Genomic DNA, 21,752 nt, shown 5'->3' with positions numbered 1-21,752 from the left:
GGTCACCACAGCGCGCACACCAGTTCGGCAGCGGCGCTCATCCCCGCAGCGTTCGGGTGCAACGGCGCCGCCCGGCCGGGAAGCGGCACACCGGGTTTCGTGGTCCAGGGCTCGGCCGACCACGCGTGGTGTTCGCGGCTGGCGGCCGCGGCGCGGACCACCTCGCAGCCGGTCGCCGCCGCCGCGTCGGCGGTGAGCCCTTCCAAGGTGGCGGCCACGTGGCGGCCGAGGTCCGCGTCCGCCTCCGACAGCGGGGCGGCCGGCGTGCCCACGGGCGGCAGGACGGTGAGGTAGTCGACGAAGAACACCCGGGCCCGCGGTGCGCGCTCGCGCACCGCGAGCCCGACCGCGCACAACGATTCGAACACCGCGTCGAGGGCCCGATTGCGCGCATCGCCGTCCAGCAGTTCGGACATCCGCGGCCCGAGCAACGGCAACCGCCGGACGGCCCTCGGCAACGAGGCGGCCATCAACAGCGGGATGTAGCCGACGTCGTTGCCGCCGACCGTGATGGTCACCAAGCTCTCCGAGCCGTCCACCGCGCAGATCTGGGGCGGCACGCCGCGCTGGCGGTCGGCGAGCACGTGGGCGGTGGTCGCGCCGGAAAAGGTGACGTCTACCAGGTCGAGGCCGCACCGCCGGGCGACCAGGTGCGGATAGTTGCGCGCCGACCGGCCCGAACCCCATGGGGCGCCCTTGGCGCGGGGACCGATGCCGGGGCCGGCGGCCATCGAACTGCCAATGGCCACATACCGTTTCATCGTTGCGGGCTGGACGCCTGCGCCCAGAAGCGCTTGGGGATCCGCCCGGCCCGGCGGGCCAGGTAGCCGGCGGTGACGGCGGCGGCCATCGCGGCCGCCATCGTCGCGGGATCGGCGGCGCGGGTCACCGCGGTGGCCAAAAGCACGGCGTCGCAGCCCAATTCCATTGCCAGCGCGGCGTCGCTGGCCGTCCCGATGCCGGCGTCGAGCACCACCGGAACGCCGGCCCGGGCGACGATCATCTCGATGTTGTGCGGGTTGGTGATGCCCAGCCCGGTCCCGATCGGCGAGCCCAACGGCATCACCGCCGCGCATCCGGCGTCCTCGAGCCGGCGGGCCAACACCGGGTCGTCATTGGTGTAGGGCAGGACGACGAACCCGTCGTCGACCAATTGCTCCGCCGCCCGGACCAATTCGACCGCGTCGGGCAGCAGCGTGCGCTCGTCGGCGATCACCTCCAGCTTGACCCAGTCGGTGTTCAGCGCCTCGCGGGCCAGCTGCGCGGTGAGCACCGCCTCGGCCGCGCTGCGGCACCCAGCGGTGTTGGGCAGCGGAGTGATGCCGAGCCGGTTGAGCAGGTCCAGCAGCCCCGTCCCGCCCTCGGCGTCGACCCTGCGCATCGCGACGGTGGTCAGCTCGGTGCCCGACGCGACCAGCGCCTCCTGCAGCGCGGCCAGGCTGGTCGCCCCGCCGGTGCCCATGATGAGCCGCGAGGCGAAACTGCGATCGGCGATCGTGAGCTTGGTTTCCGCCCCGTGACGATCCAGGCCGGTACGGCCTGAGGAGGAGCGGGACAATTCAGATTCAGCCACCCTGCACCGCCGTCACAACCTCGAGTCGCGCACCGTCGAAAAGTTTTGTGGCCCAACCGGAACGCGGCAGAACCGCGTCGTCCATCGCCACCGCCACACCCCGGTCGGGGTAGCCCAGCGACTCCAGCAGCGCGGCAACCGTGATCCGCTCGTCGACCTCGACCCTCTTCTCGTTCACCACCACGATCATGCCCGGGCTCCGACCGGGGCCAGTTCGGACACAATCTGTTCCGCGGTCCACGGGGCCAGCAGGAAGCCGGAGCGGCCGTGGCCGCCGGCGACCAGGGTTCGTTCGTCCAGGCGCCGCACCAGTGGCAGGTTATCGGGTGTCATCGGGCGCAGCCCCGCCGCGCACTCGGCCAGCTCGTACTCGCCGAGCGCCGGCAGCACCGCGCAGGCGTCGTCGAGCAGGTCGCGCACCCCCGACACCACCGGGGCGGTGTCGCGCCCGTGTTCGTACTGGGTGGCGCCGACGACCACCCCGTCGGCCCGGGGCACGAGGTACACCTGCCGCCCGTGCACGCGGGCGCGAATCACGCGCCGGGGCACCGGCATACAACCGCGCCGCCAGCGCAGCCGCAGCACCTCGCCCTTGACGGGGCGCACCGGCAGACCGGGCCACAGCGCGGGGGCGTCGATGCCGTTGGCGATCACCACCGCGTCGCCGTCGACCGTCAGGTCGTGCGCCGGCGGCGCCCAGCGCACCCCGAGGCGCTCGCACTCCGCGGCCAGGGCCTCGAGCACCGCGCGGTTGTCCACGGCCAGCTCGGTGGGCGCCCGAAAGCCGTGCCGGATGCCCTGCGCCAGCAGCGGTTCGAGGTCGCGGGCGGCCGACTCCCACACCACCGGATGCCCCTGCGCGGACAACCAGTCGGCGACCGTGCGCAGGTCGGCGACGTCGGCGCGGTCGACGGCCACCACCAGCGACTCCCGGGCGGTGACCACCCGCGGCGGTAACCCGTCCAGGAACCCGCCCTCGCGCCACAGCCGCAGCGACTCGAGGCCCAGCTGCAGCAGGCGCTCCTCACCGGGCCAGCCCTCGCTGTGCGGGGCCAGCATGCCGCCGGCGACCCAGGATGCGCCCACGGCGTCGGTGCGGTGCACCCGCACCGACCACCCGGCCTGCGCCGCGCGGCGCGCCACCGCCAGCCCGATGACACCACCGCCGATGACGGCGAGTGAATTCGGCATCCTCTGCTCCCTTCGCCGGCATGACCCGGATCAGGTGTGACGGTAAGGGCGCGCGCGCCCACTCTCAGTCCCCGCTCGCCAGGACTCCCGTGTTCTTCGGCTTCCACGCTAGCGCGCTAGCGTCGCAGTGTGCATCAGCGAGTTACCCGGCTGGCGGCCGCGCGGCTGTACCTGTGCACCGACGCGCGCCGGGAGCGTGGCGATCTGGCCGAGTTCGCCGACGCCGCCCTGGCCGGCGGGGTCGACATCATCCAGCTGCGCGACAAGGGTTCGGCGGGCGAGCGGCGGTTCGGGCCCCTCGAGGCGCGCGACGAGCTGGCGGCGTCCGAGATCCTGGCCGACGCCGCCCGCCGGCACGGCGCCCTGTTCGCGGTCAACGACCGGGCGGACATCGCCCGGGTGGCCGGCGCCGACGTGCTGCACCTGGGGCAGGGCGACCTGCCGCCGGACGTGGCGCGCGGGATCGTCGGCCCGGACACGCTGCTCGGACTGTCCAGCCATGACCGGGATCAGGCCGTCGCGGCAGCCGCTGGCGAGGCCGACTACTTCTGCGTCGGGCCGTGCTGGCCGACCCCCACCAAACCCGGCCGCGAGGCTCCGGGCCTGCCGCTGGTGCGGGCCGCGGCCGAGTTGGGGGGCGCCAAGCCGTGGTTCGCGATCGGCGGCATCGACGAGACGAGGCTGCCGGAGGTGCTGGCCGCCGGCGCCCGCCGCATCGTGGTGGTGCGCGCGATCACCGCGGCCTCCGACCCGCGGGCCGCGGCGCAGCGGCTCAGATCAGCGCTTGCAGCAGCGAGTTGAGGCGGGGATTCAGCGGCCCGAGGTCGGCGTCCCCCGGCATGCACCAGAAGAAGCCGGCCTCGATCTCGATCGTGCGCGGCAGCTGCCGCCGTCGTTCGTCAGCGTGGTCCAGCGGCACCAGCGCCGTCGCCGTGCGCAGCCGCTGCCAGCTCGCGGCGAAGCCGGGGTGCAGGGGCAGGTTGGCGACCTGGTCCTCGGCGACCCAGCGCATCTCGGCGCTCTCCCCGTTGGGCACCGTGTGCAACAGCTCCGGGGCGTCCGCGACGACCGTGGTGTAGGTCCAGCGGTCGCCGCCGAGCCCCGCGACCTCCGCGGTGACCACCGTCGAGCGCACGGTCACCAGCCCGCCGTGCAGGCCCGCCTCCTCCTGCGCCTCGCGGACCGCGGTCTCCTCCGGGGTCTCGTGGCTGTCCCGCGCGCCGCCGGGCAGGCCCCAGGTTCCGCCCTGGTGGCTCCACACCGCGCGGTGCTGCAGCAGCACCGCGGGGGTACCGTCCGGTTGCGGGGCCCGCAGCAGCAGGCCCGCCGCGCCGAAGCGCCCCCAATAGTGGGCGCCGCTGGCGGAAACCACCCAACCGTCACCGTCGCTCTGCACGAGTTCAGGATATGCACGTGATCGCCCGGTCTCTTGGTCCGCCTCCACCCATCCGCCGCAACATTCTCTTAGAATTCGCTTATAGAGTTTCGTGCAGCGTTCCAGGGGTCGCGAAAGATGAGGGCTGATTCGACGTGACGGTTGAGCTGGCGCACCCGTCGACGGAACCGCAGGGGTCGCGGTCGCCGGTCGAACCGGTCCACCCGCGCTGGTGGTTCATCTCGACCACGCCGGGCCGCATCCTGAGCATCGGCATCGTGCTGGCGGTGCTCGGCGGTATCTGCGCCTTCGCCACCTCGACCACCATCAACCACCGGCAGCAGGTGCTGACCACGGTGCTCAACCACACCGAGCCGCTGTCGTTCGCCGCCGGGCGGCTGTACACCACCCTCTCGGTGGCCGACGCCGCGGCGGCCACCGCGTTCATCGCCGAAGCCGAGCCGCCGCCCGTCCGCCAGCGCTACGAGCAGGCCATCACCGACGCCTCGGTCGCGGTGACCCGGGCGTCGAGCGGGCTCACCGACGAACCGCTGGTGCAGCTGCTTGGCCGGATCAACGCCGAGCTGGCCGTCTACACCGGCCTGATCGAAATCGCCCGCACCAACAACCGGGAGGGCAACCCGGTCGGTTCGTCGTATCTGTCGGAGGCGTCGGGGCTGATGCAGTCGACGATCCTGCCCGACGCGGCGCAGCTGTATCAGGCCACGTCGGAACGGGTGGACGCGGAAACCACCGCCTCCACGCAGATCCCGGCGCCGGTCATCCTGGTGGTCACCGCCACCGCGGTCTTCGGCGTCTTCGCCCACCGGTGGCTGGCCAGGCGCACCCGGCGCAGGATCAACCCGGGCCTGGTCGTCGGCGGCCTCGCTATCCTCGTCATGGTGGTGTGGGTCGGAACCGCGCTGGCCATCTCCACGGCCGCCAGCCGTAGCGCGAAGAACACCGCCGCCGACTCGCTGCGGATCGTGACCAACGTCGCGATCACCGCCCAGCAGGCGCGGGCGGACGAGACTCTGTCGCTGATCCGGCGCGGGGACGAAGAGAAGCGCAAGGAGTCGTTCTATCAACGCATCGACTCCATGCACCGGCAGCTCGACCAGTACATGGTCCGCAGCGACGCCGTCGACAAACCCGACCTGGAGGGCGCCGATCAGCTGCTGTTGCGCTGGCGGCAGGCCAACGACCGGATCACCTCCTACATCTCGGTGGGCAACTACCGGGCGGCCACGCAGGTCGCCCTGGGCAGCAGCGAGGACGACTCCACCCCGGCGTTCGACAAGCTGGACGAACAGCTGGTGAAGGCCATCGACCAGAGCCGCACCCACCTGCGTAACGACGTGCTCAACGCGCGCAGCGGGCTGTCCGGCGCCCAGGTGGGCGGCGTGGTGCTCAGCCTGGGCGCCGCGATCGCGGTGGCCCTGGGCCTGTGGCCGCGGCTGAGAGAGTACCGATGACGACGCGGCCGGCCCGGCTGCTGCGGGCGGGCGCCGTGCTCGCCACGGCGGCCGTGCTGGCCGGGTGCGGGCATACCGAGTCGCTCACGGTGGCCAACGTGCCGACGCTGCCGCCGCCCACCCCGGTCGGCATGCAACAGCTGCCGCCGGAGCCGCCGCTGCCGCCGGACGACCCGAGCCAGGGCTGCGACCTGACGGCCAGCCTGCGGCCCTTCCCGACCAAGGCACAGGCCGACGCGGCGGTCGCCGACATCCGCGCCCGCGGGCGGCTGATCGTCGGGCTGGACATCGGCAGCAACCTGTTCAGCTTCCGCGACCCGATCACCGGCGAGATCACCGGCTTCGACGTCGACATCGCCGGTGAGATCGCACGCGACATCTTCGGCGCCCCGTCGCACGTCGAATACCGCATCCTGTCGTCGGACGAGCGCGTCACCGCGCTGCAGCGCTCCGAGGTCGACGTGGTGGTCAAAACCATGACCATCACCTGCGAGCGGCGCAAGCAGGTCAACTTCTCGACCGTCTACCTCGACGCCAACCAGCGCATCCTGGCGCCGCGGGACTCGCCCATCACCAAGGTGAGCGACCTGTCCGGCAAGCGGGTCTGCGTGGCGAAGGGCACGACGTCGCTGCACCGGATCCGCCAGATCGACCCGCCGCCGGTGGTCGTGTCGGTGGTGAACTGGGCCGACTGCCTGGTGGCGATGCAGCAGCGCGAGATCGACGCCGTCAGCACCGACGACTCGATCCTGGCCGGTCTGGTCGAGGAGGACCCGTACCTGCACATCGTGGGCCCCAACATGGCCACCCAGCCCTACGGCATCGGGATCAACCTCACCAACACCGATCTGGTGCGGTTCGTCAACGGCACGCTGGAGCGGATCCGCCGGGACGGCACGTGGAACACGTTGTACCGCAAGTGGTTGACCGTGCTGGGGCCCGCGCCCGCCCCGCCCACGCCGAGGTATCTGGACTGATGGCCGAGTCGGAGAAGGCCGAACACACCGAACCCGGCGCCGATGACCTGAGCCCGGGCACCCAACCGCCGGACACCCAGGGCGGCGGCCCGGTGACGGGGCGAATCCAGGCCACCCAGGCGCTGTTTCGTCCCGACTTCGACGACGAGGACGACGACCTTCCGCACATCTCGCTCGGCGCCGTGGACAGCGAAGCGCAGGACCGGGTGACGATAGGGACGCGGGTGCTGCCGCCGGTCCGACAGCTCGGCGGCGGCCTGGTCGAGATCCCCCGGGTGCGCGACATCGACCCGCTCGAGGCCCTGATGACCAACCCGGTCGTGCCGGAGGCCAAGCGGTTCTGCTGGAACTGCGGCAAGCCGGTCGGCCGGTCGAGCAAGGGCGCCAAGGGCGAGTCGGAGGGCTGGTGCCCGGCCTGCGGCAGCGCGTATTCATTTGTGCCACAGCTGAATCCGGGCGACATCGTCGCCCACCAGTACGAGGTCAAGGGCTGCATCGCGCACGGCGGGCTGGGCTGGGTGTACCTGGCGGTCGACCACAACGTCAACGACCGTCCCGTGGTGCTCAAGGGCCTGGTGCACTCAGGCGACGCCGAGGCGCAGGCGATCGCGATGGCCGAACGGCAGTTCCTCGCCGAGGTGGTGCACCCGCAGATCGTGCAGATCTTCAACTTCGTCGAGCACAAGGACCGGAACGGCAACCCGGTCGGCTACATCGTCATGGAGTACATCGGCGGGCAGCCGCTCAAGCACGGCAAGGACAAGAAGCTGCCGGTCGCCGAGGCCATCGCCTACCTGCTGGAGATCCTGCCCGCGCTGACCTATCTGCACTCCATCGGCCTGGTCTACAACGACCTCAAGCCGGAGAACATCATGCTCACCGAGGAGCAGCTCAAGCTGATCGACCTGGGCGCGGTGTCGCGGATCAACTCGTTCGGCTACCTCTACGGCACCCCCGGCTTCCAGGCGCCGGAGATCGTGCGGACCGGCCCGACGGTCGCCACCGACATCTACACCGTCGGGCGCACCCTGGCGGCGCTGACGGTGAACCTGCCGACCCGCAACGGCCGCTACGTCGACGGCCTGCCCGAAGACGACCCGGTGCTGAGGACCTACGACTCGTTCCGCCGGCTGCTGCGCCGGGCCACCGACCCCGACCCGCGGCGCCGGTTCGCCAGCACCGAGGAGATGTCCGCGCAGCTGATGGGCGTGCTGCGCGAGGTGGTGGCCCAGGACACCGGCATACCGCGGCCCGGGCTGTCGACCATCTTCAGCCCCAGCCGCTCGACGTTCGGGGTGGACCTGCTGGTCGCGCACACCGACGTCTACCTGGACGGCCAGGTCCATTCGGAGCGGCTGACCGCCCGCGAGATCGTGACCGCGCTACAGGTGCCGCTGGTGGACCCGACCGACGTCGCCGCCCCCGTCCTGCAGGCCACGGTGCTCTCCCAGCCGGTGCAGACGCTGGACTCGTTGCGCGCGGCGCGGCACGGCACGCTGGACGCCGAGGGTGTCGAGGTGTCCGAGTCGATCGAACTGCCGCTGATGGAGGTCCGCGCGCTGCTGGACCTGGGCGACGTGGCCAAGGCCACCAGGAAGCTCGACGACCTGGCCGAGCGGGTCGCCTGGCAGTGGCGGTTGGTGTGGTACCGGGCCGTCTCGGAGCTGCTCACCGGCGACTATGACTCCGCCACAACGCATTTCACCGAGGTGCTGGACACGTTCCCGGGAGAGCTGGCGCCCAAGCTGGCGCTGGCGGCCACCGCCGAGCTGGCCGGCAACGTCGACGAGCAGAAGTACTACCAAACCGTGTGGAAGACCAACGACGGGGTGATCTCGGCGGCCTTCGGGCTGGCCCGCTGGCTTTCCGCCGAGGGTGATCGGTCCGCCGCGGTGCGCACCCTGGACGAAGTCCCGCCCACGTCAAGGCATTTCACCACCGCGCGACTGACCAGCGCGGTGACCCTGTTGTCGGGGCGGACGAAAAGCGAGATCACCGAGGAGGACATCCGCGACGCCGCCCGCCGGGTGGAGGCGCTGCCGCCCACCGAACCGCGCGTGCTGCAGATCCGCGCGCTGGTGCTGGGCTGCGCGATGGATTGGCTGGAAGACAACACGGCCAGCACCAACCACATCCTCGGCTTCCCGTTCACCGAGCACGGGCTGCGGCTGGGCGTCGAGGCCGCGCTGCGCAACCTGGCCCGGGTGGCGCCCACCCAACGCCACCGCTACGCGCTGGTGGACATGGCGAACAGGGTGCGGCCGACCAGCACGTTCTAGGTTTTCGCGCTTCGTGCTCGTCCGCTTCCCCACCCCTTTCCACATCGGGTGTGCGTCCAGGGCTTCGCGTGTGCGGCCAGGGCGGGAAAATCGCCCAGCGTCCGCCGTGAGCGCACGCTCAAAGCCGTGACCGCACGCGCGATGCGGCCAGCGCCGCCCGCACCCGGCGCACGATGGCGGCTGGGCGGTCCTCGGCGACCACCCGGACGATGATCCACCCCATCTGCTCGAGCATCTCGATACGCCGGATGTCCTTGACGTATTGCCTTCTGTCCGTGCGGTGTTGGTCGCCGTCGTATTCGACGGCGACCATGTCTTCCGCCCAGCCCAAATCCAGGTAGGCGACCGGCAATCCGTCGATGCCGAGCACCGCTATCTGGGTCTGCGGCCGGGGCAGGCCGGAGTCGATGAGGAGCAGCCGCAGATAGCTTTCCCGCGGCGACTGGGCGCCCGGGTCGACCAGTTCCAGCGCCGTCTCCAGGCGCCGCAGCCCGGGTGAGCCCGGATGGCGCTTGGCGATGCGCCGCACATCGTCGACCTTGAAACCCGTCGCCCGGGCGAGGGCGTCCAGCCGCACCACCGCCGAGCGCACCGCCCCGCGCCGGCCGATGTCGAAGGCGGTGCGCTCGGGGGTGGTGACCGGATACCCGCCCACCGTCTGCGTCTCGCCCTCGAGCAGCGCGCCGCGCCGCGTCAGCACGCCGCGCGGCGCTCGGCCGTTGGTGTGCGCCAGCTCGACGGGCACGTTGTCGGGGATCCATTCGGCGCCGTGCAATCTGGCGGCGGCCGCGCCGGCGATCGTCGCCCGGCGTCTCGACCAGAGCCAGGCCGCCCGGATGCGCCCCTCGAGCGACAGCTCGGCACCTTCGGATACGTAGACGTCCGGAAAGACGGCGCGATAACGGGCGCGCAGTTGATGGCGGCTGAGCGCGCCCGACTCCAGTGCCTCGCTGCCGATGAACGGTTCCCCCGGTCGCATGCCGGAACGGTCGCACGTCGACCACGCCTCGGGAATTCCGCTATGCACAGTGCGGTCGCGTGTGCGCTCAGGGCTTTGCGCGTGCGCTGACGGCGGATATCGGGCGACTTTTGCGCCGTGGACGCACACTCGACGCCGTCAGTGCACGGTCGGCGAAAAAAGGGGCGGCGCAACGGGCGGGGAGAAAGGGGGCCGGGAGAACGGGCAGGGGCCGTCAGCCGCTCAGCGCGCTCACGCAGTCGCGGGCGATGGCCAACTCTTCGTTGGTCGGGATCACCAGGACGGCGATCGGCGAGTCCTCGGCGGAGATCTGCCGGGGACCCCTGCCACCGCCGAGGTTGCGGCGCTCGTCGAGCACGATGCCCAGCTCCTCCAGCCCGGACACCGCGTCGCGGCGCACCGCCGCGTCGTTCTCCCCGATGCCGGCGGTGAAGGTGATGACATCGGTGTGCCCCAGCACCGCCAGGTAGGCGCCGACGTACTTGCGCAGCCGGTGGGTGAACACGCTGTAGGCCAATTGGGCCGCGCCGTCGCCCGATTCGATCATGGCGCGCAGCCGCCGGAAGTCGCGCTCGCCGGACAGGCCCAGCATCCCCGAGCGCTGGTTGAGCATGGACTCGACCTCGTCGACGCCCATCTTGGCCATGTGGCACAGGTAGCTGACGATGCTGGGGTCGATGTCGCCGCTGCGGGTGCCCATCACCAGGCCCTCCAGCGGCGTCAGGCCCATCGAGGTGTCCAGCGGCCGGGTGCCGGCGATCGCGGAGGCCGAACAGCCGTTACCCAGGTGCAGCACAATCTGTTTGGTGCCCCGCAGCGGCCGGCCCAGGAAGGCGGCGGCCTGCTCGCTCACGTACCGGTGCGACGTGCCGTGAAAACCGTAGCGGCGGATCTGCCAGCGTTCGGCCAAGCCGCGGTCGATGGCATAGGTGGCGGCGGCGGGCGGCATGTCGTGGAAGAACGCCGTGTCGAACACGGCGATGTGCGGGACGTCGGGCAGCAGCTTGCGCGCCACCTCGATGCCCTTCACCGCGGGCGGGTTGTGCAGCGGCGCCAGCTCCGACAATTCGTCGAGCTTGCCGAGCACCGCGTCGTCCACCCGGGTGGGCTTGTAGAAGGTGTTGCCGCCGTGCACCACTCGGTGGCCCACCGCCACCAGGCCGCAATCCCCTAAATCGATTCCGTTGTCGGACAGCGCGTCGAACGCGTGCCGCAGCGCCGCGTCGTGGTCGCGGACCGGGGACGACTCTTCGCCGATCCGCTCGACGTTGCCGGTGGCCCGCGCCACGCCCGAATCGGGATCGACCAATTGGTATTTCAGCGACGACGAGCCGGAGTTGATCACCAGCACGACCCGGTCGGTGCTAGCCACGGATGCCCTGCGCCTGGATCGCGGTGATGGCGACGGTGTTCACGATGTCTTCGACCAGGGCGCCGCGGGACAGGTCGTTCACCGGCTTGCGCAGGCCCTGCAGCACCGGCCCGATCGCGATCGCCCCGGCGCTGCGCTGCACCGCCTTGTAGGTGTTGTTGCCGGTGTTGAGGTCCGGGAAGACCAGCACGGTGGCGCGGCCGGCCACCGGCGAGCCGCGCAGCTTGGTGGCCGCGACGGACGGCTCGATCGCGGCGTCGTACTGGATGGGGCCCTCGACGGGGAGTTGCGGCGCCCTGAGCCGAACCAGTTCCGTTGCCTTCCTGACCTTGTCGACGTCGGCGCCGGTGCCCGACTCCCCGGTGGAGTACGACAGCATCGCGACCCGCGGCTCGATGCCGAACTGGGCCGCGGTGCGCGCCGAGGAGATCGCGATGTCGGCCAGCTGTTCGGGCGTCGGGTTCGGGATGATCGCGCAGTCGCCGTACGCCAGCACGCGATCGGGCAGGCACATCAGGAAGATGCTGGACACCGTGGAGACGTCGGGGACCGTCTTGATGATCTCGAAAGCGGGGCGAACGGTGTGCGCCGTGGTGTGCGCCGCGCCCGACACCATGCCGTCGACCATGCCGTTGTACACCAGCATGGTGCCGAAATACGTCGCGTCGCGCATGATCTCGCGGGCGTGCTCGACGGTGACGCCCTTGGCCTTGCGCAGTTCGGCGTACTGGTCGGCGAACCGGAAGCGCAAGTCGCTGGTGCGCGGGTCGATCACCTGCGCGCCATCGAGGTCCACCCCGAGCTCCCCCGCGCGCTGGCGGATCTGCGCCTCGTCGCCGAGCACGGTGAGGTCGGCGACGCGGCGCTGCAACACCCGGCCGGCCGACTTGAGGATGCGGTCGTCGTCACCCTCGGGAAGGACGATGTGCTTGCGGTCCGACCGGGCCTGCAGCGTGAGCCGGTGGATGAACATCTGCGGGGTGGTCACCGTGGGTATCGGGATAGCAAGTTGCGCAAGCAGATCCGTGACATCGACGTAGCGGTCCATCAGCTCCAGCGCCGTGTCGATCTTGCGCTGCGAATTCGCCGTGACGCGGCCGCGGGCCGCGGCCGCCGCGCTGGCCGCGTCGTAGGTGCCCAGCGTGGTGCCGATGATCGGCAGGCGCAGCCGCAGCCCGGCGACCAGCGCGGCGATCGACGGATGGAGCCGGAAGCCACCGTTGAGGACGATGCACGACAGCGACGGAAAGCCTTCGGCCGCATGGGCGCTGGCCACGGCGAGCACCACGTCCGAGCGGTCGCCCGGGGTGATGACCGCCATCCCGTCGCCGAGCCGCTCCAGGACGTGGTCGGCGGTCATCCCGGCGACCAGCACGCCGGTGACCTCGCGTTCGCGCAGGGACGCCTCGCCGCTGACCGGCGTTCCGCCGACCGCCTTTTCGAGCTCGGCGACCGTCGGCGCGGACAGCAGCGGTTCTTCGGGCAGCACGTAGCTGCGCTGCGGGAAGGCCTCCAGCGCCTCGGCGACCTCCCCGATCCGCGCCGGTTCGCAGCGGTTGGCCACCACCGCGGCGGCGTGGGCGCGCTGGGCGGCCAGCTCGGCCAGGCACACATCGACGACGCGCGCGACCTCGTCGGGGGTGCGGCCCCGGCCGCTGACCGTCAGCAGCACCGGCGCGCCCAGGTTGACCGCGATCCGGGCATTGACCGAGAGCTCGGCGGGCCGGGCCACGTCGGTGTAGTCGCTGCCCACGATCACCACCGCGTCGCAGTCGTCGGCCATCGCGTGATAGGCGTCGACGATGGCGGCGATCGCGGCGTCGGTGTCCGCGTGCAGTTGCTGGTACGTCACGCCGAGGCACTGCTCGTAGGGCACACCCGCGGTGGTGTGCCGCAGCAGCAGGTCCAGGATGTAGTCGCGGTCCTTGCCGTCGGTCACCCGCGTGATCGGACGGAACACGCCGACCTTGGCCACGGTCGCCGTCAGCCGGTGCAGCAGCCCCAGCGCGAGGGTCGACTTGCCGGTCTCCGGTTCCGGAGCGGCGATGTAGATCCCTGAAGCAGGAGTGGCGGGTTCAGCCAAGTCGCCGCAGCCTGGGGGCCAGGTCCTTCTCGAAGAGGTCCAGGAACCGGCGCTGGTCGTGGCCGGGGGCGTGGAACACCAGGTGGTTGAGCCCCCAGTCGACGTAGTCCTTGACCTTCGCGACGGCCTCGTCGGGGTCCGACGCGACGATCCACCGCTTGGCCACCTGCTCGATCGGCAGCGCGTCGGCGGCCTTCTCCATCTCGATCGGGTCGTCGATGCTGTGCTTCTGCTCCGCGGTCAGCGACAGCGGCGCCCAGAACCGGGTGTTTTCCAGGGCGAGCTCCGGATCGGGGTCGTAGGAGATCTTGATCTCGATCATCTTGTCGATGTCGTCGACGTTGCGGTCGTTGACCGCGGCGCCCTCCGAGACGGCCGGGATCAGCTTGTCCTTGTAGAGCTCCTCGCCCTTGCCCGAGGTGCAGATGAAACCGTCCCCGGCCCGCCCGGCGTACTTGGCCACGGCCGGACCGCCGGCGGCCACGTAGATGGGGACGCCACCCTCGGGGACGTCGTAGATCGAGGCGCCCTTGAGCCGGTAGTACTCGCCGTCGAAGTCCACGCGGTCGCCGCGCCAGAGCTCGCGCATCAGGCGCACCGACTCACGCAGCCGGGCGAACCGCTCCTTGAATTCCGGCCACTCGCCCTCGTACCCGGTGGCGATCTCGTTGAGGGCCTCACCGGTGCCGACGCCGAGGAAGATCCGGTCCGGGTACAGGCAGGCCATGGTGGCGAACGCCTGCGCGATGACGGCGGGGTTGTACCGGAAGGTCGGCGTGAGCACCGAGGTGCCCAGCACGATCCGCTCGGTGCGCTCACCCACGGCGGTCATCCACGCCAGCGAGAACGGGGCATGCCCGCCCTCGTGCCGCCACGGCTGGAAGTGGTCACTGACGGTTGCGCTGTCCATGCCGTGAGCTTCGGCGGCGACAGCGAGTTCGACGAGCTCGCGCGGGGCGAATTGTTCGGCGGATGCTTTGTATCCAAGTTTCAGTTCAGCCACGAGTTATTTCTACTCCCCGGAGTCGCTCCTACACTCGCGGGCATGGCGCAGCTCGTTCAGGTCACCGACAGCGTGCACCTCGCCCGGGGGGACGCGGTCAACTGGACCCTGGTCACCGACGACACCGGCGTGATGTTGATCGACGCGGGCTACCCCGGCGACCGCGCGGAGGTGCTGTCCTCGCTGTCGGGGCTGGGCTACGGCGTCGGCGACGTGCGCGCCGTCCTGCTGACGCACGCGCACATCGACCACCTCGGTTCGGCGATCTGGTTCGCCGCCGAGCACGGCGTCCCGGTGTACTGCCACGCCGACGAGGTGGGGCACGCCAAACGCGAGTACCTGGAACAGGTGTCCATCGTCGATGTGGCGCTGCGCATTTGGCGGCCCCGCTGGGCCAGGTGGACCGCCCATGTGGTCCGCAGCGGCGGCCTGATCCGCGACGGCATCCCCTCCGCGCAACCGCTGACCGCCGAGGTGGCCGCCGGCCTGCCGGGCCAGCCGCGACCGGTTTTCAGCCCCGGCCACACCAATGGGCACTGCTCGTACGTGGTCGACGGCGTCCTGGTCAGCGGCGACGCGCTGATCACCGGTCACCCGCTGTTGCGCCACCGCGGGCCGCAGCTGCTGCCGGCGATCTTCAGCCACAGCCAACGCGATTGCATCCGCACCCTGTCCGCCCTGGCGCTGCTCGACACCGACGTCCTGTTGCCGGGGCACGGCGACGTGTGGCGCGGGCCGATACGCGAGGCGACCGCGGCGGCCCTCGCCCTGGCCGACGCCGAATGACGCGGACCCGGGTCACCCGCCGGCCCCTGGCGGAGGGAAAACGGTTGTGACGGTTGCCAAGTCGATCGCGCTGTTCGCCGTGGCGGCGCTGTTCGAGATCGGCGGGGCGTGGTTGGTGTGGCAGGGCATCCGCGAACACCGCGGCGCGGTGTGGGCGGGCGCGGGCGTCGTCGCGCTCGGCGCCTACGGCTTTGTGGCCACCCTGCAGCCCGACGCCCATTTCGGTCGCATCCTGGCCGCCTATGGCGGCGTCTTCGTGGCCGGATCGTTGCTGTGGGGCATGCGATTCGACGGGTTCCGGCCCGACCGCTGGGATGTGATCGGCGCCGTCGTCTGCCTGCTGGGCGTGGCGGTGATCATGTACGCGCCGCGACCTCACTGACCGTCGGAAACCAGCCATTTCTCGAACGCGATCGGCACGAACGGCCCCCACGACGGCAGCGGGTCGGCGGGCACGCGGGTGTAGCCGGTCCCGTCGTAGAGCGCCTCGGCCTCGGGTTGCCGGTTGCCGGTGATCAGGTAGAGCCGCCGGTACCCGCGCGCGGCGGCCTCGGCCTCCAGGGCCGCCAGCAGGACGCGGGCGTACCCGCGGCGCCGATACGCCCGGTCGGTCCAGATCCGCTTGAGCTCGGCGGTCTCGGCGTCGTAGCGCAGGAACGCGCCGCCGGTGACGGGCACGCCGTCGAGCACCCCGATCAGCAGGCCGCCGTCGGGCGGCGCCAATTCGGCCTTCGGCACCGGTAACCACGACAGGTGCGTGCTCGGGGTGCCGCCGTAGCGCTGCGCGTACTCGTCGGCCAGCTCGGCCAGCAGCGGCTGCGCCAACGGGTCGTCGTGCGTGGCCGACACGAAGCGCAGCCGGTGACCGGCGGCAGGTGGACTCGACGGGTGCACCACGTCACCATCCAACGCCTGCGCCGCGGAAGCATTCCACCCGGTTCAGCGGATCGGGCCGGCCGCGCGGGCCACGCCCGTCCGGCGGGCATCCACGGGCCGGCGGAGCCGCGCGAGCGGTGCGGGCGCCCACCAGTTCAGCCGGCCGAACACGTGCATGAACGCCGGGACGAGCAGCATCCGCACCAACGTCGCGTCGACCAGCACGGCGAGGGTCAGCCCTACCCCGAACATCCGCATGAACGAGACCCCCGCGGAAGTCAGGGCGGCGAACGAGATCGACATCAGCAGCGCCGCCGCCGTGATGATCCGGCCCGTGCGCGCGACGCCGAGCGCGATGCTCTCGTCGTTGTCGGCCCGCGTGCGGGGCGATTCGAGCCAGTACTCGCGGATGCGGGACAGCAGGAAAACCTCGTAGTCCATGGACAATCCGAACGCGACGCAGAACATCAACACCGGGATGGTGGCGACCAGCGTGCCGGTCGGGGTGGTGCCCATCGCCCCCAGATGACCGTCCTGGAAGATCCACACCAGAGCGCCGAACCCCGCCGTCAACGAGAGCATGTTGAGCAGCACCGCCTTGACGGGCAGCAGCACGCTGCCGGTGAGCACGAAGAGCAGCACCAGCGTGACGCACGCGACGAAACCGAACAGCCACGGCAGCCGCGAGGTGATCGCGTTGACGGAGTCGCGACTCATCTGAGCCATCCCGGTCATGGCGACCTGCTGGTCCCCGGGCGGCGGGATCGCGTGCAAACGGTCCAGCTGCGCGTCGGACGCCGGCGAGAACAGGGGCGCGGTGCTGGCCACCGTCAGGTACGCGCTGCCGTCCGTCAGTCCGGCGGGCGCCGACGGCGGCCCCGTGCGCTCGCCGGCGACGAAGGTTCCCGTCGGCGCGGACACCGCCGCCACGTCGGGAACGCGCGACAGCCGCGCGGCGTACTCGCCGAGTTCGTGCGCGGCCGGTCCCCCGGTGTGCGCGACGACGACCCGCACCGTGGTCGCGGAGCCGGTGCCGAAGTCGTGCCGGATCCGGTCGCTGACGGACCGCGCCGACGACGACGCCGGGAGCACCCGATCGTCGGGATAGCCCCATTTGATGCCGAGGAAGGGCGCGCCCAGGGCGAGCAGAAGGGCGATGATGGCCAGGCCGACGGGCAGCGCGTGGCGCATGGCCACCTTTGCCGTCCGGTACCAGAACGTGCGCTCGACGGGCACGGACCCGGGGCGCAGGCGGCCCACGTTGCGGACGTTCAGCGCGTCGAGCCGGTCGCCCAGCAACACGATCACCGCGGGGGCGACCACCATCGCGGCCAGGGCCGCGAAAGCCACCACCGCGACGCCGGCGTAGGCGAACGACCTGAGGAAGTACATCGGGAAGATCACCAACGCGGCCAGGGCGAGGGCCACCGTCAGCGCGGAGAACAGCACGGTGCGCCCGGCCGTGGCCATGGTGCGCGGGAGGGCCTCCCCGGGGGGCAGTCCCCCGGCCAGTTCGTCGCGATAGCGGCTGACGATCAGCAGGGTGTAGTCGATGCCCAACGCCAAGGCCAACGCCACCGCCACGTTCACGGCGAAGATGGACACGTCCGCGAACATGCCCACCGCCCGCAACACCGCGAGGGAACCCAGGATGGCGAACCCGCCGACGAGAATGGGCAACGCGGCGGCCAGCAACCCGCCGAACACCCACACCAGCGCGGCGAAGCTCAGCGGTATCGCGATGAATTCCATTCGCAGCAGGTCGTTTTCGGTCTGGCGGTTCAGCTCTTCGTAGATGATCGCCATACCACCGGCCTGCACGGTCACGCCGTCGCGGTCGCGCGTGAGCCGATCCGCCAGCTCCCGGGCGTGCCGGGGAGCGCCGCCTTCCCCTCCGTTGAGCGCGGCCACGATCAGCGCGGACTTCCCGTCGCCGCTGACCAGCCCGGGTTGCGGCGAGGTCCACGGCGATGCCACCTGCGCGACGAACGGTGACTGTGCCAGCTGACGGGCGATGTCCGTGCCCACGATCCGGCCGGCCCCGTCGTTGACGCCGCTCTGCGCTCGCAGCAACAGGGTCATCTCCATGTCGCCCTGGTGGAACTTCTCGGCCAGAATCGCGGTGGCGCGCGAGGATTCGGCCGTCTGGTCGAGGAACCCGCCGCCGGGCATGGTGGCCGCGGCCGGGACGCCGAAGACGGCGGCGAGGACCGCCACGACGATCGCACCCGCGATCACCCGGCGCGGTGCGGAGATCGCGAGCAGGGCCAGTCGCTCTAGCATGTGCGTCCTCTGCGCTGATTGGCTGTTGATCCCCCCGATCGGCCTGTGTCCAACTTCGGAGCCCCGGCTTGGGGTTTCGCTATTCGCGGCGCGGAGCGCGCACCGTCCTCACCATCGGCACCCCTTCGCAGTAGCGGCTCACAAATCGTGTTACGACCCTAGGCCGCACGGGGTTCACGAATCGGCCGAACTAATTTAAGTTAATTAACCGTTAACCAACTTAAACACGGCGGCCTACCCCCGCGTCGCGGTGAGGTACTCGGGGACGAACGGCGTGCCGTCGGGCCGACGGGCCGGCAGGCCCATGAAGCGGAGCAACTCGGCGAGGCTGCGCTGCGCCGCCTCCCAGCCGCGCGTCGCCAAATACTCGGGGACGTAGTGGTATTGGCCCGGGTGGGTCAGGCTGGCCAGGTCGACGTCCAGGCCGTGCCGGCGCCAGCCGTCGACGAACGACCGCTCCGCCTCCAGTTGCAGGGGTGTCCACGTCGGCATGTGATCGGCGGCGAACCGGCTGCCGGCGGCGCTCATCGCGGTCACCCCGTGCAACACGCGGTCCTGCACCGCGGGCGTGAGGAACCCGATCAGCACCCGCTCGGCGATCCACACCGTAGGGGCGGTGGCGTCGAAACCGACCCGCCGCAGCGCCGCGGGCCAGTCCTGATGCAGCCCGGCCCCGACCGCGCGCCGACTCGCCGTCAGCGTGGCGCCCAGGCCGCGCAGCGCTTCGTCCTTGAAGTCAAGCACCTCGGGCCGCTCGATCTCGAAAACCGTTGTCCCGGACGGCCACCACAGCCGGTAGGGGCGGGTGTCCAGGCCGGAGGCCAGGATCACCACCTGACGAAGTCCCGCCCGCCCCGCTTCGGCGGCGAACTCGTCGACGAAGCGGGTGTGCGCCGCGCACAGGTCCAGGAAGCGCGGGCCGTCAGCGTCGTCCGCGGCGAATCGGTCGTCGTCGATCACGCGGACGAAGTGGTCCACCCCGGCGGCGCGCACCAGCGGCTCGGCGAACGGATCGTTCAGCAAGCCCCTGTTGGTGGCGACGGCCCGGGCGGCGGCGCCGAACACCGCGGCCGCCGCCACGCCGGTCGTCGCCGCCATGGCTCTACACGCCGGTCCGGCGCCGCAGGATCAGCCCGGCGACCGCTCGCCACCCGAGCAACAACAACGCGGTGACCGACGCCGCCACCACCACGAAACTGGCCGCCACCCCCGCGGAACTCGCCTTGCGCAAGACCATGCCGACGACGACGGTGCACAGCCAGACGACCACCCCGGTCGGCGCCAGCGCGGTGGGGCGCCGCCACGCGCGCGCCGCCAGCCATCCGACGAAGGTCCCGGTGAGAAACGGCCACGCCGTGGCGGCGAGGCCGGCGACGTCGAGTCCTTCGTCGTGGCTGCGACGCCCGACCGCACAGAACACCAACACGCCGACGACGTCCCAGCCCAGCCACAGCAGCCGCCGCATGCAGCGAGACTACCGGGCCGACCGCCGACCTTGACCCCGCCGAGGCGGTGAACCTAGATTCGGCAGCAATGAACGAGCATTCAGACGGCGCCCTGGCCGTGGTGACCGGGGCCGGTTCGGGGATCGGCAAGGCGATTGCGCTGGCCCTCGCCGCGCGAGGCGACCGGGTGATCGCCGCCGACCTGGACGAGGCCGCCGCGGCGGCGACCGCCAACGAGCGCCCGGGGCTGATCACCGCGGTGCCGGTGGACGTCGCCGACCCGACCCAGGTGAACAGCCTGCGGGACGTCACGCACGCCGAGGCGGGCGTGCCCGGCATCGTCGTCAACGCCGCCGGTTGGGACCGCACCGACCAATTCCTCAACGCCACACCGGAATTCGCGGCCAAGGTGGTGGCCATCAACTACCTGGGGCCGGTGCACGTCTGCGCCGCGTTCCTGCCGGGGATGATCGAGACCCACGCCGGCGGGCGCGTGGTCAACGTGGCCAGCGACGCCGGCCGTGTCGGCAGCGCCGGGGAATCCATCTACGCCGGCGCCAAGGGCGGGGTGATCGCTCTGACCAAGTCGCTGGCCCGCGAGATGGCCCGCCACCAGATCACGGTCAACTGCGTCTGCCCCGGTCCGACCGACACGCCGCTCTTCCACGCCCAGCCCGAGAAGCTGAAAGAGGCGCTGGTCAAGGCCATTCCGTTTCGCCGCCTGGCGCGGCCCGAGGAGGTCGCCGCGGCCGTGCTGTTCTTCGCGTCGCCGGCGGCGTCGTTCATCACCGGACAGGTGATCAGCGTCAGCGGCGGCCTGACGATGGCCGGTTAGCGGCCGGTTAGTGGCAGGCTGAACCGATGAGCACCCACAAGCCGCCCGCCTTCGACCGGTACGACCCCCTGGGGCTGGACGCCTCGCTGTCCGACGACGAGCTCGCGCTGCGCGACACCGTCCGCAGGTTCTGCGCCGAGCATGTCGCGCCCCACGTGGCGGAGTGGTTCGAGATCGGCGACCTGCCGGTGCGCGAACTCGCCAAGGGGTTCGGCCAGCTCGGCCTGCTGGGCATGCACCTGGACGGCTACGGGTGCGGCGGGGCGTCGGCCGTGCACTACGGCCTGGCCTGCGTGGAGCTGGAGGCCGCCGACTCCGGCCTGCGGTCCATGGTGTCGGTGCAGGGCTCGCTGGCGATGTTCGCGATCTGGAACTTCGGGTCCGAGGAGCAGAAGCGGCAGTGGCTGCCCGCGATGGCGACCGGCGAGCTGCTGGGCTGCTTCGGGCTGACCGAACCCGACGTCGGGTCCGACCCCGCCGCGATGAAGACCCGCGCGCGGCGCGACGGTTCCGACTGGGTGCTCAACGGCCGGAAGATGTGGATCACCAACGGCTCGGTCGCCGACGTCGCCGTCGTGTGGGCGGCCACCGACGACGGCATCCGCGGCTTCGTCGTGCCCACCAGGACACCGGGCTTCTCCGCCGACACCATTCACCACAAGCTGTCGCTGCGCGCCTCGATCACCAGCGAGCTGGTGCTCGACGACGTGCGGTTGCCCGCCGACGCGATGCTGCCCGAGGCCAACGGGCTGCGGGGACCGCTGTCCTGCCTGTCCGAGGCGCGTTACGGCATCATCTGGGGTTCGATGGGCGCGGCGCGGTCGGCCTGGCAGGCCGCGCTCGACTACGCCACGCAGCGCACCCAATTCGGGCGCCCCATCGCCGGATTCCAGCTCACCCAGGCCAAGCTCGTCGACATGGCGGTCGAGTTGCACAAGGGTCAGCTGCTGTCGCTGCACCTGGGCCGCCTCAAGGACGGCCCCGGGCTGCGTCCCGAGCAGGTCAGCTTCGGCAAGCTGAACAACACCCGGGAGGCCATCAAGATCTGCCGGACCGCCCGAACCATTCTGGGCGGCAACGGCATATCGCTCGAGTACCCGGTGATCCGGCACATGGTCAACCTGGAGTCGGTGCTCACCTACGAGGGCACGCCCGAGATGCATCAGCTGGTGCTCGGCCAGGCCTTCACCGGCAGCGACGCCTTCCGGTAACGAGGGGAA

General features: G+C 71.1%; 21 protein-coding genes. 8 read left to right on the top strand and 13 right to left on the bottom strand.

Annotated elements, in window-relative coordinates; translation table 11 throughout:
• Positions 1–2: 2 nt before the first annotated feature.
• The 4 genes from BST44_RS15905 to thiO form a co-directional block, all read right to left on the bottom strand.
• Positions 3–761 (bottom strand): SGNH/GDSL hydrolase family protein, encoded by a 759-nt coding sequence (locus tag BST44_RS15905; protein ID WP_083178065.1) that lies wholly within the window; start codon positions 759–761, stop codon positions 3–5.
• The gene (locus BST44_RS15900; protein ID WP_244184832.1) at positions 758–1,462 is read right to left on the bottom strand and encodes a thiazole synthase; all 705 of its coding nucleotides are present in this window, start codon (positions 1,460–1,462) and stop codon (positions 758–760) included. Before BST44_RS15900 ends, BST44_RS15905 begins: the two co-directional genes overlap by 4 nt.
• 103 nt (positions 1,463–1,565) lie before the next feature.
• Complete coding sequence (gene thiS / locus BST44_RS15895; RefSeq protein ID WP_083178063.1) at positions 1,566–1,763, bottom strand: sulfur carrier protein ThiS; 198 nt, start codon at positions 1,761–1,763, stop codon at positions 1,566–1,568.
• The gene (thiO, locus tag BST44_RS15890) at positions 1,760–2,764 is read right to left on the bottom strand and encodes a glycine oxidase ThiO (protein ID WP_083178062.1); all 1,005 of its coding nucleotides are present in this window, start codon (positions 2,762–2,764) and stop codon (positions 1,760–1,762) included. Before thiO ends, thiS begins: the two co-directional genes overlap by 4 nt.
• A gap of 129 nt (positions 2,765–2,893) precedes the next feature.
• Here thiO and thiE point away from each other — a divergent pair, with 129 nt between their 5' ends.
• A complete protein-coding gene (gene thiE / locus BST44_RS15885; protein ID WP_083178061.1) occupies positions 2,894–3,565 on the top strand; it encodes a thiamine phosphate synthase in 672 nt (223 codons plus the stop codon).
• Here thiE and BST44_RS15880 read toward each other — a convergent pair.
• A complete protein-coding gene (locus BST44_RS15880) occupies positions 3,537–4,160 on the bottom strand; it encodes an NUDIX hydrolase (RefSeq protein ID WP_083178060.1) in 624 nt (207 codons plus the stop codon). The genes thiE and BST44_RS15880 overlap by 29 nt on opposite strands.
• A 134-nt stretch (positions 4,161–4,294) precedes the next feature.
• Here BST44_RS15880 and glnX point away from each other — a divergent pair, with 134 nt between their 5' ends.
• From glnX to BST44_RS15865, 3 genes are read left to right on the top strand one after another with little or no spacing between them, the layout of a single operon-like run.
• Positions 4,295–5,614, top strand: coding sequence for a protein kinase G-activating protein GlnX (gene glnX / locus BST44_RS15875; protein WP_083178059.1), 1,320 nt, complete (start codon positions 4,295–4,297; stop codon positions 5,612–5,614).
• Positions 5,611–6,591, top strand: a complete 981-nt coding sequence (locus BST44_RS15870; RefSeq protein WP_083178058.1) for a glutamate ABC transporter substrate-binding protein — start codon at positions 5,611–5,613, stop codon at positions 6,589–6,591. Before glnX ends, BST44_RS15870 begins: the two co-directional genes overlap by 4 nt.
• The gene (locus tag BST44_RS15865) at positions 6,591–8,870 is read left to right on the top strand and encodes a serine/threonine-protein kinase PknG (protein WP_083178057.1); all 2,280 of its coding nucleotides are present in this window, start codon (positions 6,591–6,593) and stop codon (positions 8,868–8,870) included. Before BST44_RS15870 ends, BST44_RS15865 begins: the two co-directional genes overlap by 1 nt.
• Before the next feature lie 118 nt (positions 8,871–8,988).
• On the opposite strand, the gene BST44_RS15860 is transcribed toward BST44_RS15865, so the two are convergent.
• The 4 genes from BST44_RS15860 to fgd form a co-directional block, all read right to left on the bottom strand.
• The gene (locus tag BST44_RS15860) at positions 8,989–9,849 is read right to left on the bottom strand and encodes a type IV toxin-antitoxin system AbiEi family antitoxin (RefSeq protein ID WP_083178056.1); all 861 of its coding nucleotides are present in this window, start codon (positions 9,847–9,849) and stop codon (positions 8,989–8,991) included.
• A 214-nt stretch (positions 9,850–10,063) separates the two neighbouring features.
• Positions 10,064–11,200 (bottom strand): acetate kinase, encoded by a 1,137-nt coding sequence (locus tag BST44_RS15855; protein ID WP_083178084.1) that lies wholly within the window; start codon positions 11,198–11,200, stop codon positions 10,064–10,066.
• A 13-nt stretch (positions 11,201–11,213) separates the two neighbouring features.
• The gene (pta, locus tag BST44_RS15850) at positions 11,214–13,304 is read right to left on the bottom strand and encodes a phosphate acetyltransferase (RefSeq protein WP_083178055.1); all 2,091 of its coding nucleotides are present in this window, start codon (positions 13,302–13,304) and stop codon (positions 11,214–11,216) included.
• Positions 13,297–14,307 carry a glucose-6-phosphate dehydrogenase (coenzyme-F420) gene (fgd, locus tag BST44_RS15845; RefSeq protein ID WP_083178054.1) on the bottom strand — a complete coding sequence of 337 codons (1,011 nt, stop codon included), beginning with the start codon at positions 14,305–14,307 and terminating at the stop codon, positions 13,297–13,299. Before fgd ends, pta begins: the two co-directional genes overlap by 8 nt.
• A 42-nt stretch (positions 14,308–14,349) precedes the next feature.
• Between fgd and BST44_RS15840 the strand changes: the two genes are divergently transcribed.
• On the top strand, positions 14,350–15,093 hold the full coding sequence (locus BST44_RS15840; RefSeq protein ID WP_083178053.1) for an MBL fold metallo-hydrolase: 744 nt from the start codon (positions 14,350–14,352) through the stop codon (positions 15,091–15,093).
• Positions 15,094–15,139: 46 nt separating this feature from the next.
• Positions 15,140–15,475 carry a YnfA family protein gene (locus BST44_RS15835; RefSeq protein WP_083178052.1) on the top strand — a complete coding sequence of 112 codons (336 nt, stop codon included), beginning with the start codon at positions 15,140–15,142 and terminating at the stop codon, positions 15,473–15,475.
• Here the strand turns inward: BST44_RS15835 and BST44_RS15830 are convergent.
• From BST44_RS15830 to BST44_RS15815, 4 genes are all read right to left on the bottom strand, one after another.
• A complete protein-coding gene (locus BST44_RS15830) occupies positions 15,469–15,987 on the bottom strand; it encodes a GNAT family N-acetyltransferase (RefSeq protein ID WP_083178083.1) in 519 nt (172 codons plus the stop codon). The genes BST44_RS15835 and BST44_RS15830 overlap by 7 nt on opposite strands.
• A 45-nt stretch (positions 15,988–16,032) precedes the next feature.
• On the bottom strand, positions 16,033–18,252 hold the full coding sequence (locus BST44_RS15825; protein ID WP_083178051.1) for an MMPL family transporter: 2,220 nt from the start codon (positions 18,250–18,252) through the stop codon (positions 16,033–16,035).
• Between the two features lie 234 nt (positions 18,253–18,486).
• Positions 18,487–19,350, bottom strand: a complete 864-nt coding sequence (locus BST44_RS15820; RefSeq protein WP_083178050.1) for an SAM-dependent methyltransferase — start codon at positions 19,348–19,350, stop codon at positions 18,487–18,489.
• 4 nt (positions 19,351–19,354) lie between these two features.
• Positions 19,355–19,717 (bottom strand): DUF3054 domain-containing protein, encoded by a 363-nt coding sequence (locus BST44_RS15815; RefSeq protein WP_083178049.1) that lies wholly within the window; start codon positions 19,715–19,717, stop codon positions 19,355–19,357.
• Positions 19,718–19,785: 68 nt separating this feature from the next.
• On the opposite strand from BST44_RS15815, the gene BST44_RS15810 reads away from it, so the two are divergent.
• On the top strand, positions 19,786–20,532 hold the full coding sequence (locus BST44_RS15810) for an SDR family NAD(P)-dependent oxidoreductase (RefSeq protein ID WP_083178048.1): 747 nt from the start codon (positions 19,786–19,788) through the stop codon (positions 20,530–20,532).
• 26 nt (positions 20,533–20,558) lie between these two features.
• Positions 20,559–21,743, top strand: a complete 1,185-nt coding sequence (locus tag BST44_RS15805; protein WP_083178047.1) for an acyl-CoA dehydrogenase family protein — start codon at positions 20,559–20,561, stop codon at positions 21,741–21,743.
• Positions 21,744–21,752: the final 9 nt, after the last annotated feature.

Source organism: Mycobacterium scrofulaceum, assembly GCF_002086735.1.
Classification (GTDB): domain Bacteria; phylum Actinomycetota; class Actinomycetes; order Mycobacteriales; family Mycobacteriaceae; genus Mycobacterium; species Mycobacterium scrofulaceum.
This window is presented reverse-complemented; position numbering and strand designations above follow the sequence as displayed.

Coding starts and splice junctions, on each gene's coding strand:
- BST44_RS15905 (WP_083178065.1), bottom strand. CDS start 761: ATGAAACGGTATGTGGCCATTGGCAGTTCGATGGCCGCCGGCCCCGGC.
- BST44_RS15900 (WP_244184832.1), bottom strand. CDS start 1,462: ATGGGCACCGGCGGGGCGACCAGCCTGGCCGCGCTGCAGGAGGCGCTG.
- thiS (WP_083178063.1), bottom strand. CDS start 1,763: ATGATCGTGGTGGTGAACGAGAAGAGGGTCGAGGTCGACGAGCGGATC.
- thiO (WP_083178062.1), bottom strand. CDS start 2,764: ATGCCGAATTCACTCGCCGTCATCGGCGGTGGTGTCATCGGGCTGGCG.
- BST44_RS15870 (WP_083178058.1), top strand. CDS start 5,611: ATGACGACGCGGCCGGCCCGGCTGCTGCGGGCGGGCGCCGTGCTCGCC.
- BST44_RS15865 (WP_083178057.1), top strand. CDS start 6,591: ATGGCCGAGTCGGAGAAGGCCGAACACACCGAACCCGGCGCCGATGAC.
- BST44_RS15860 (WP_083178056.1), bottom strand. CDS start 9,849: ATGCGACCGGGGGAACCGTTCATCGGCAGCGAGGCACTGGAGTCGGGC.
- BST44_RS15840 (WP_083178053.1), top strand. CDS start 14,350: ATGGCGCAGCTCGTTCAGGTCACCGACAGCGTGCACCTCGCCCGGGGG.
- BST44_RS15825 (WP_083178051.1), bottom strand. CDS start 18,252: ATGCTAGAGCGACTGGCCCTGCTCGCGATCTCCGCACCGCGCCGGGTG.
- BST44_RS15820 (WP_083178050.1), bottom strand. CDS start 19,350: ATGGCGGCGACGACCGGCGTGGCGGCGGCCGCGGTGTTCGGCGCCGCC.
- BST44_RS15815 (WP_083178049.1), bottom strand. CDS start 19,717: ATGCGGCGGCTGCTGTGGCTGGGCTGGGACGTCGTCGGCGTGTTGGTG.
- BST44_RS15810 (WP_083178048.1), top strand. CDS start 19,786: ATGAACGAGCATTCAGACGGCGCCCTGGCCGTGGTGACCGGGGCCGGT.
- BST44_RS15805 (WP_083178047.1), top strand. CDS start 20,559: ATGAGCACCCACAAGCCGCCCGCCTTCGACCGGTACGACCCCCTGGGG.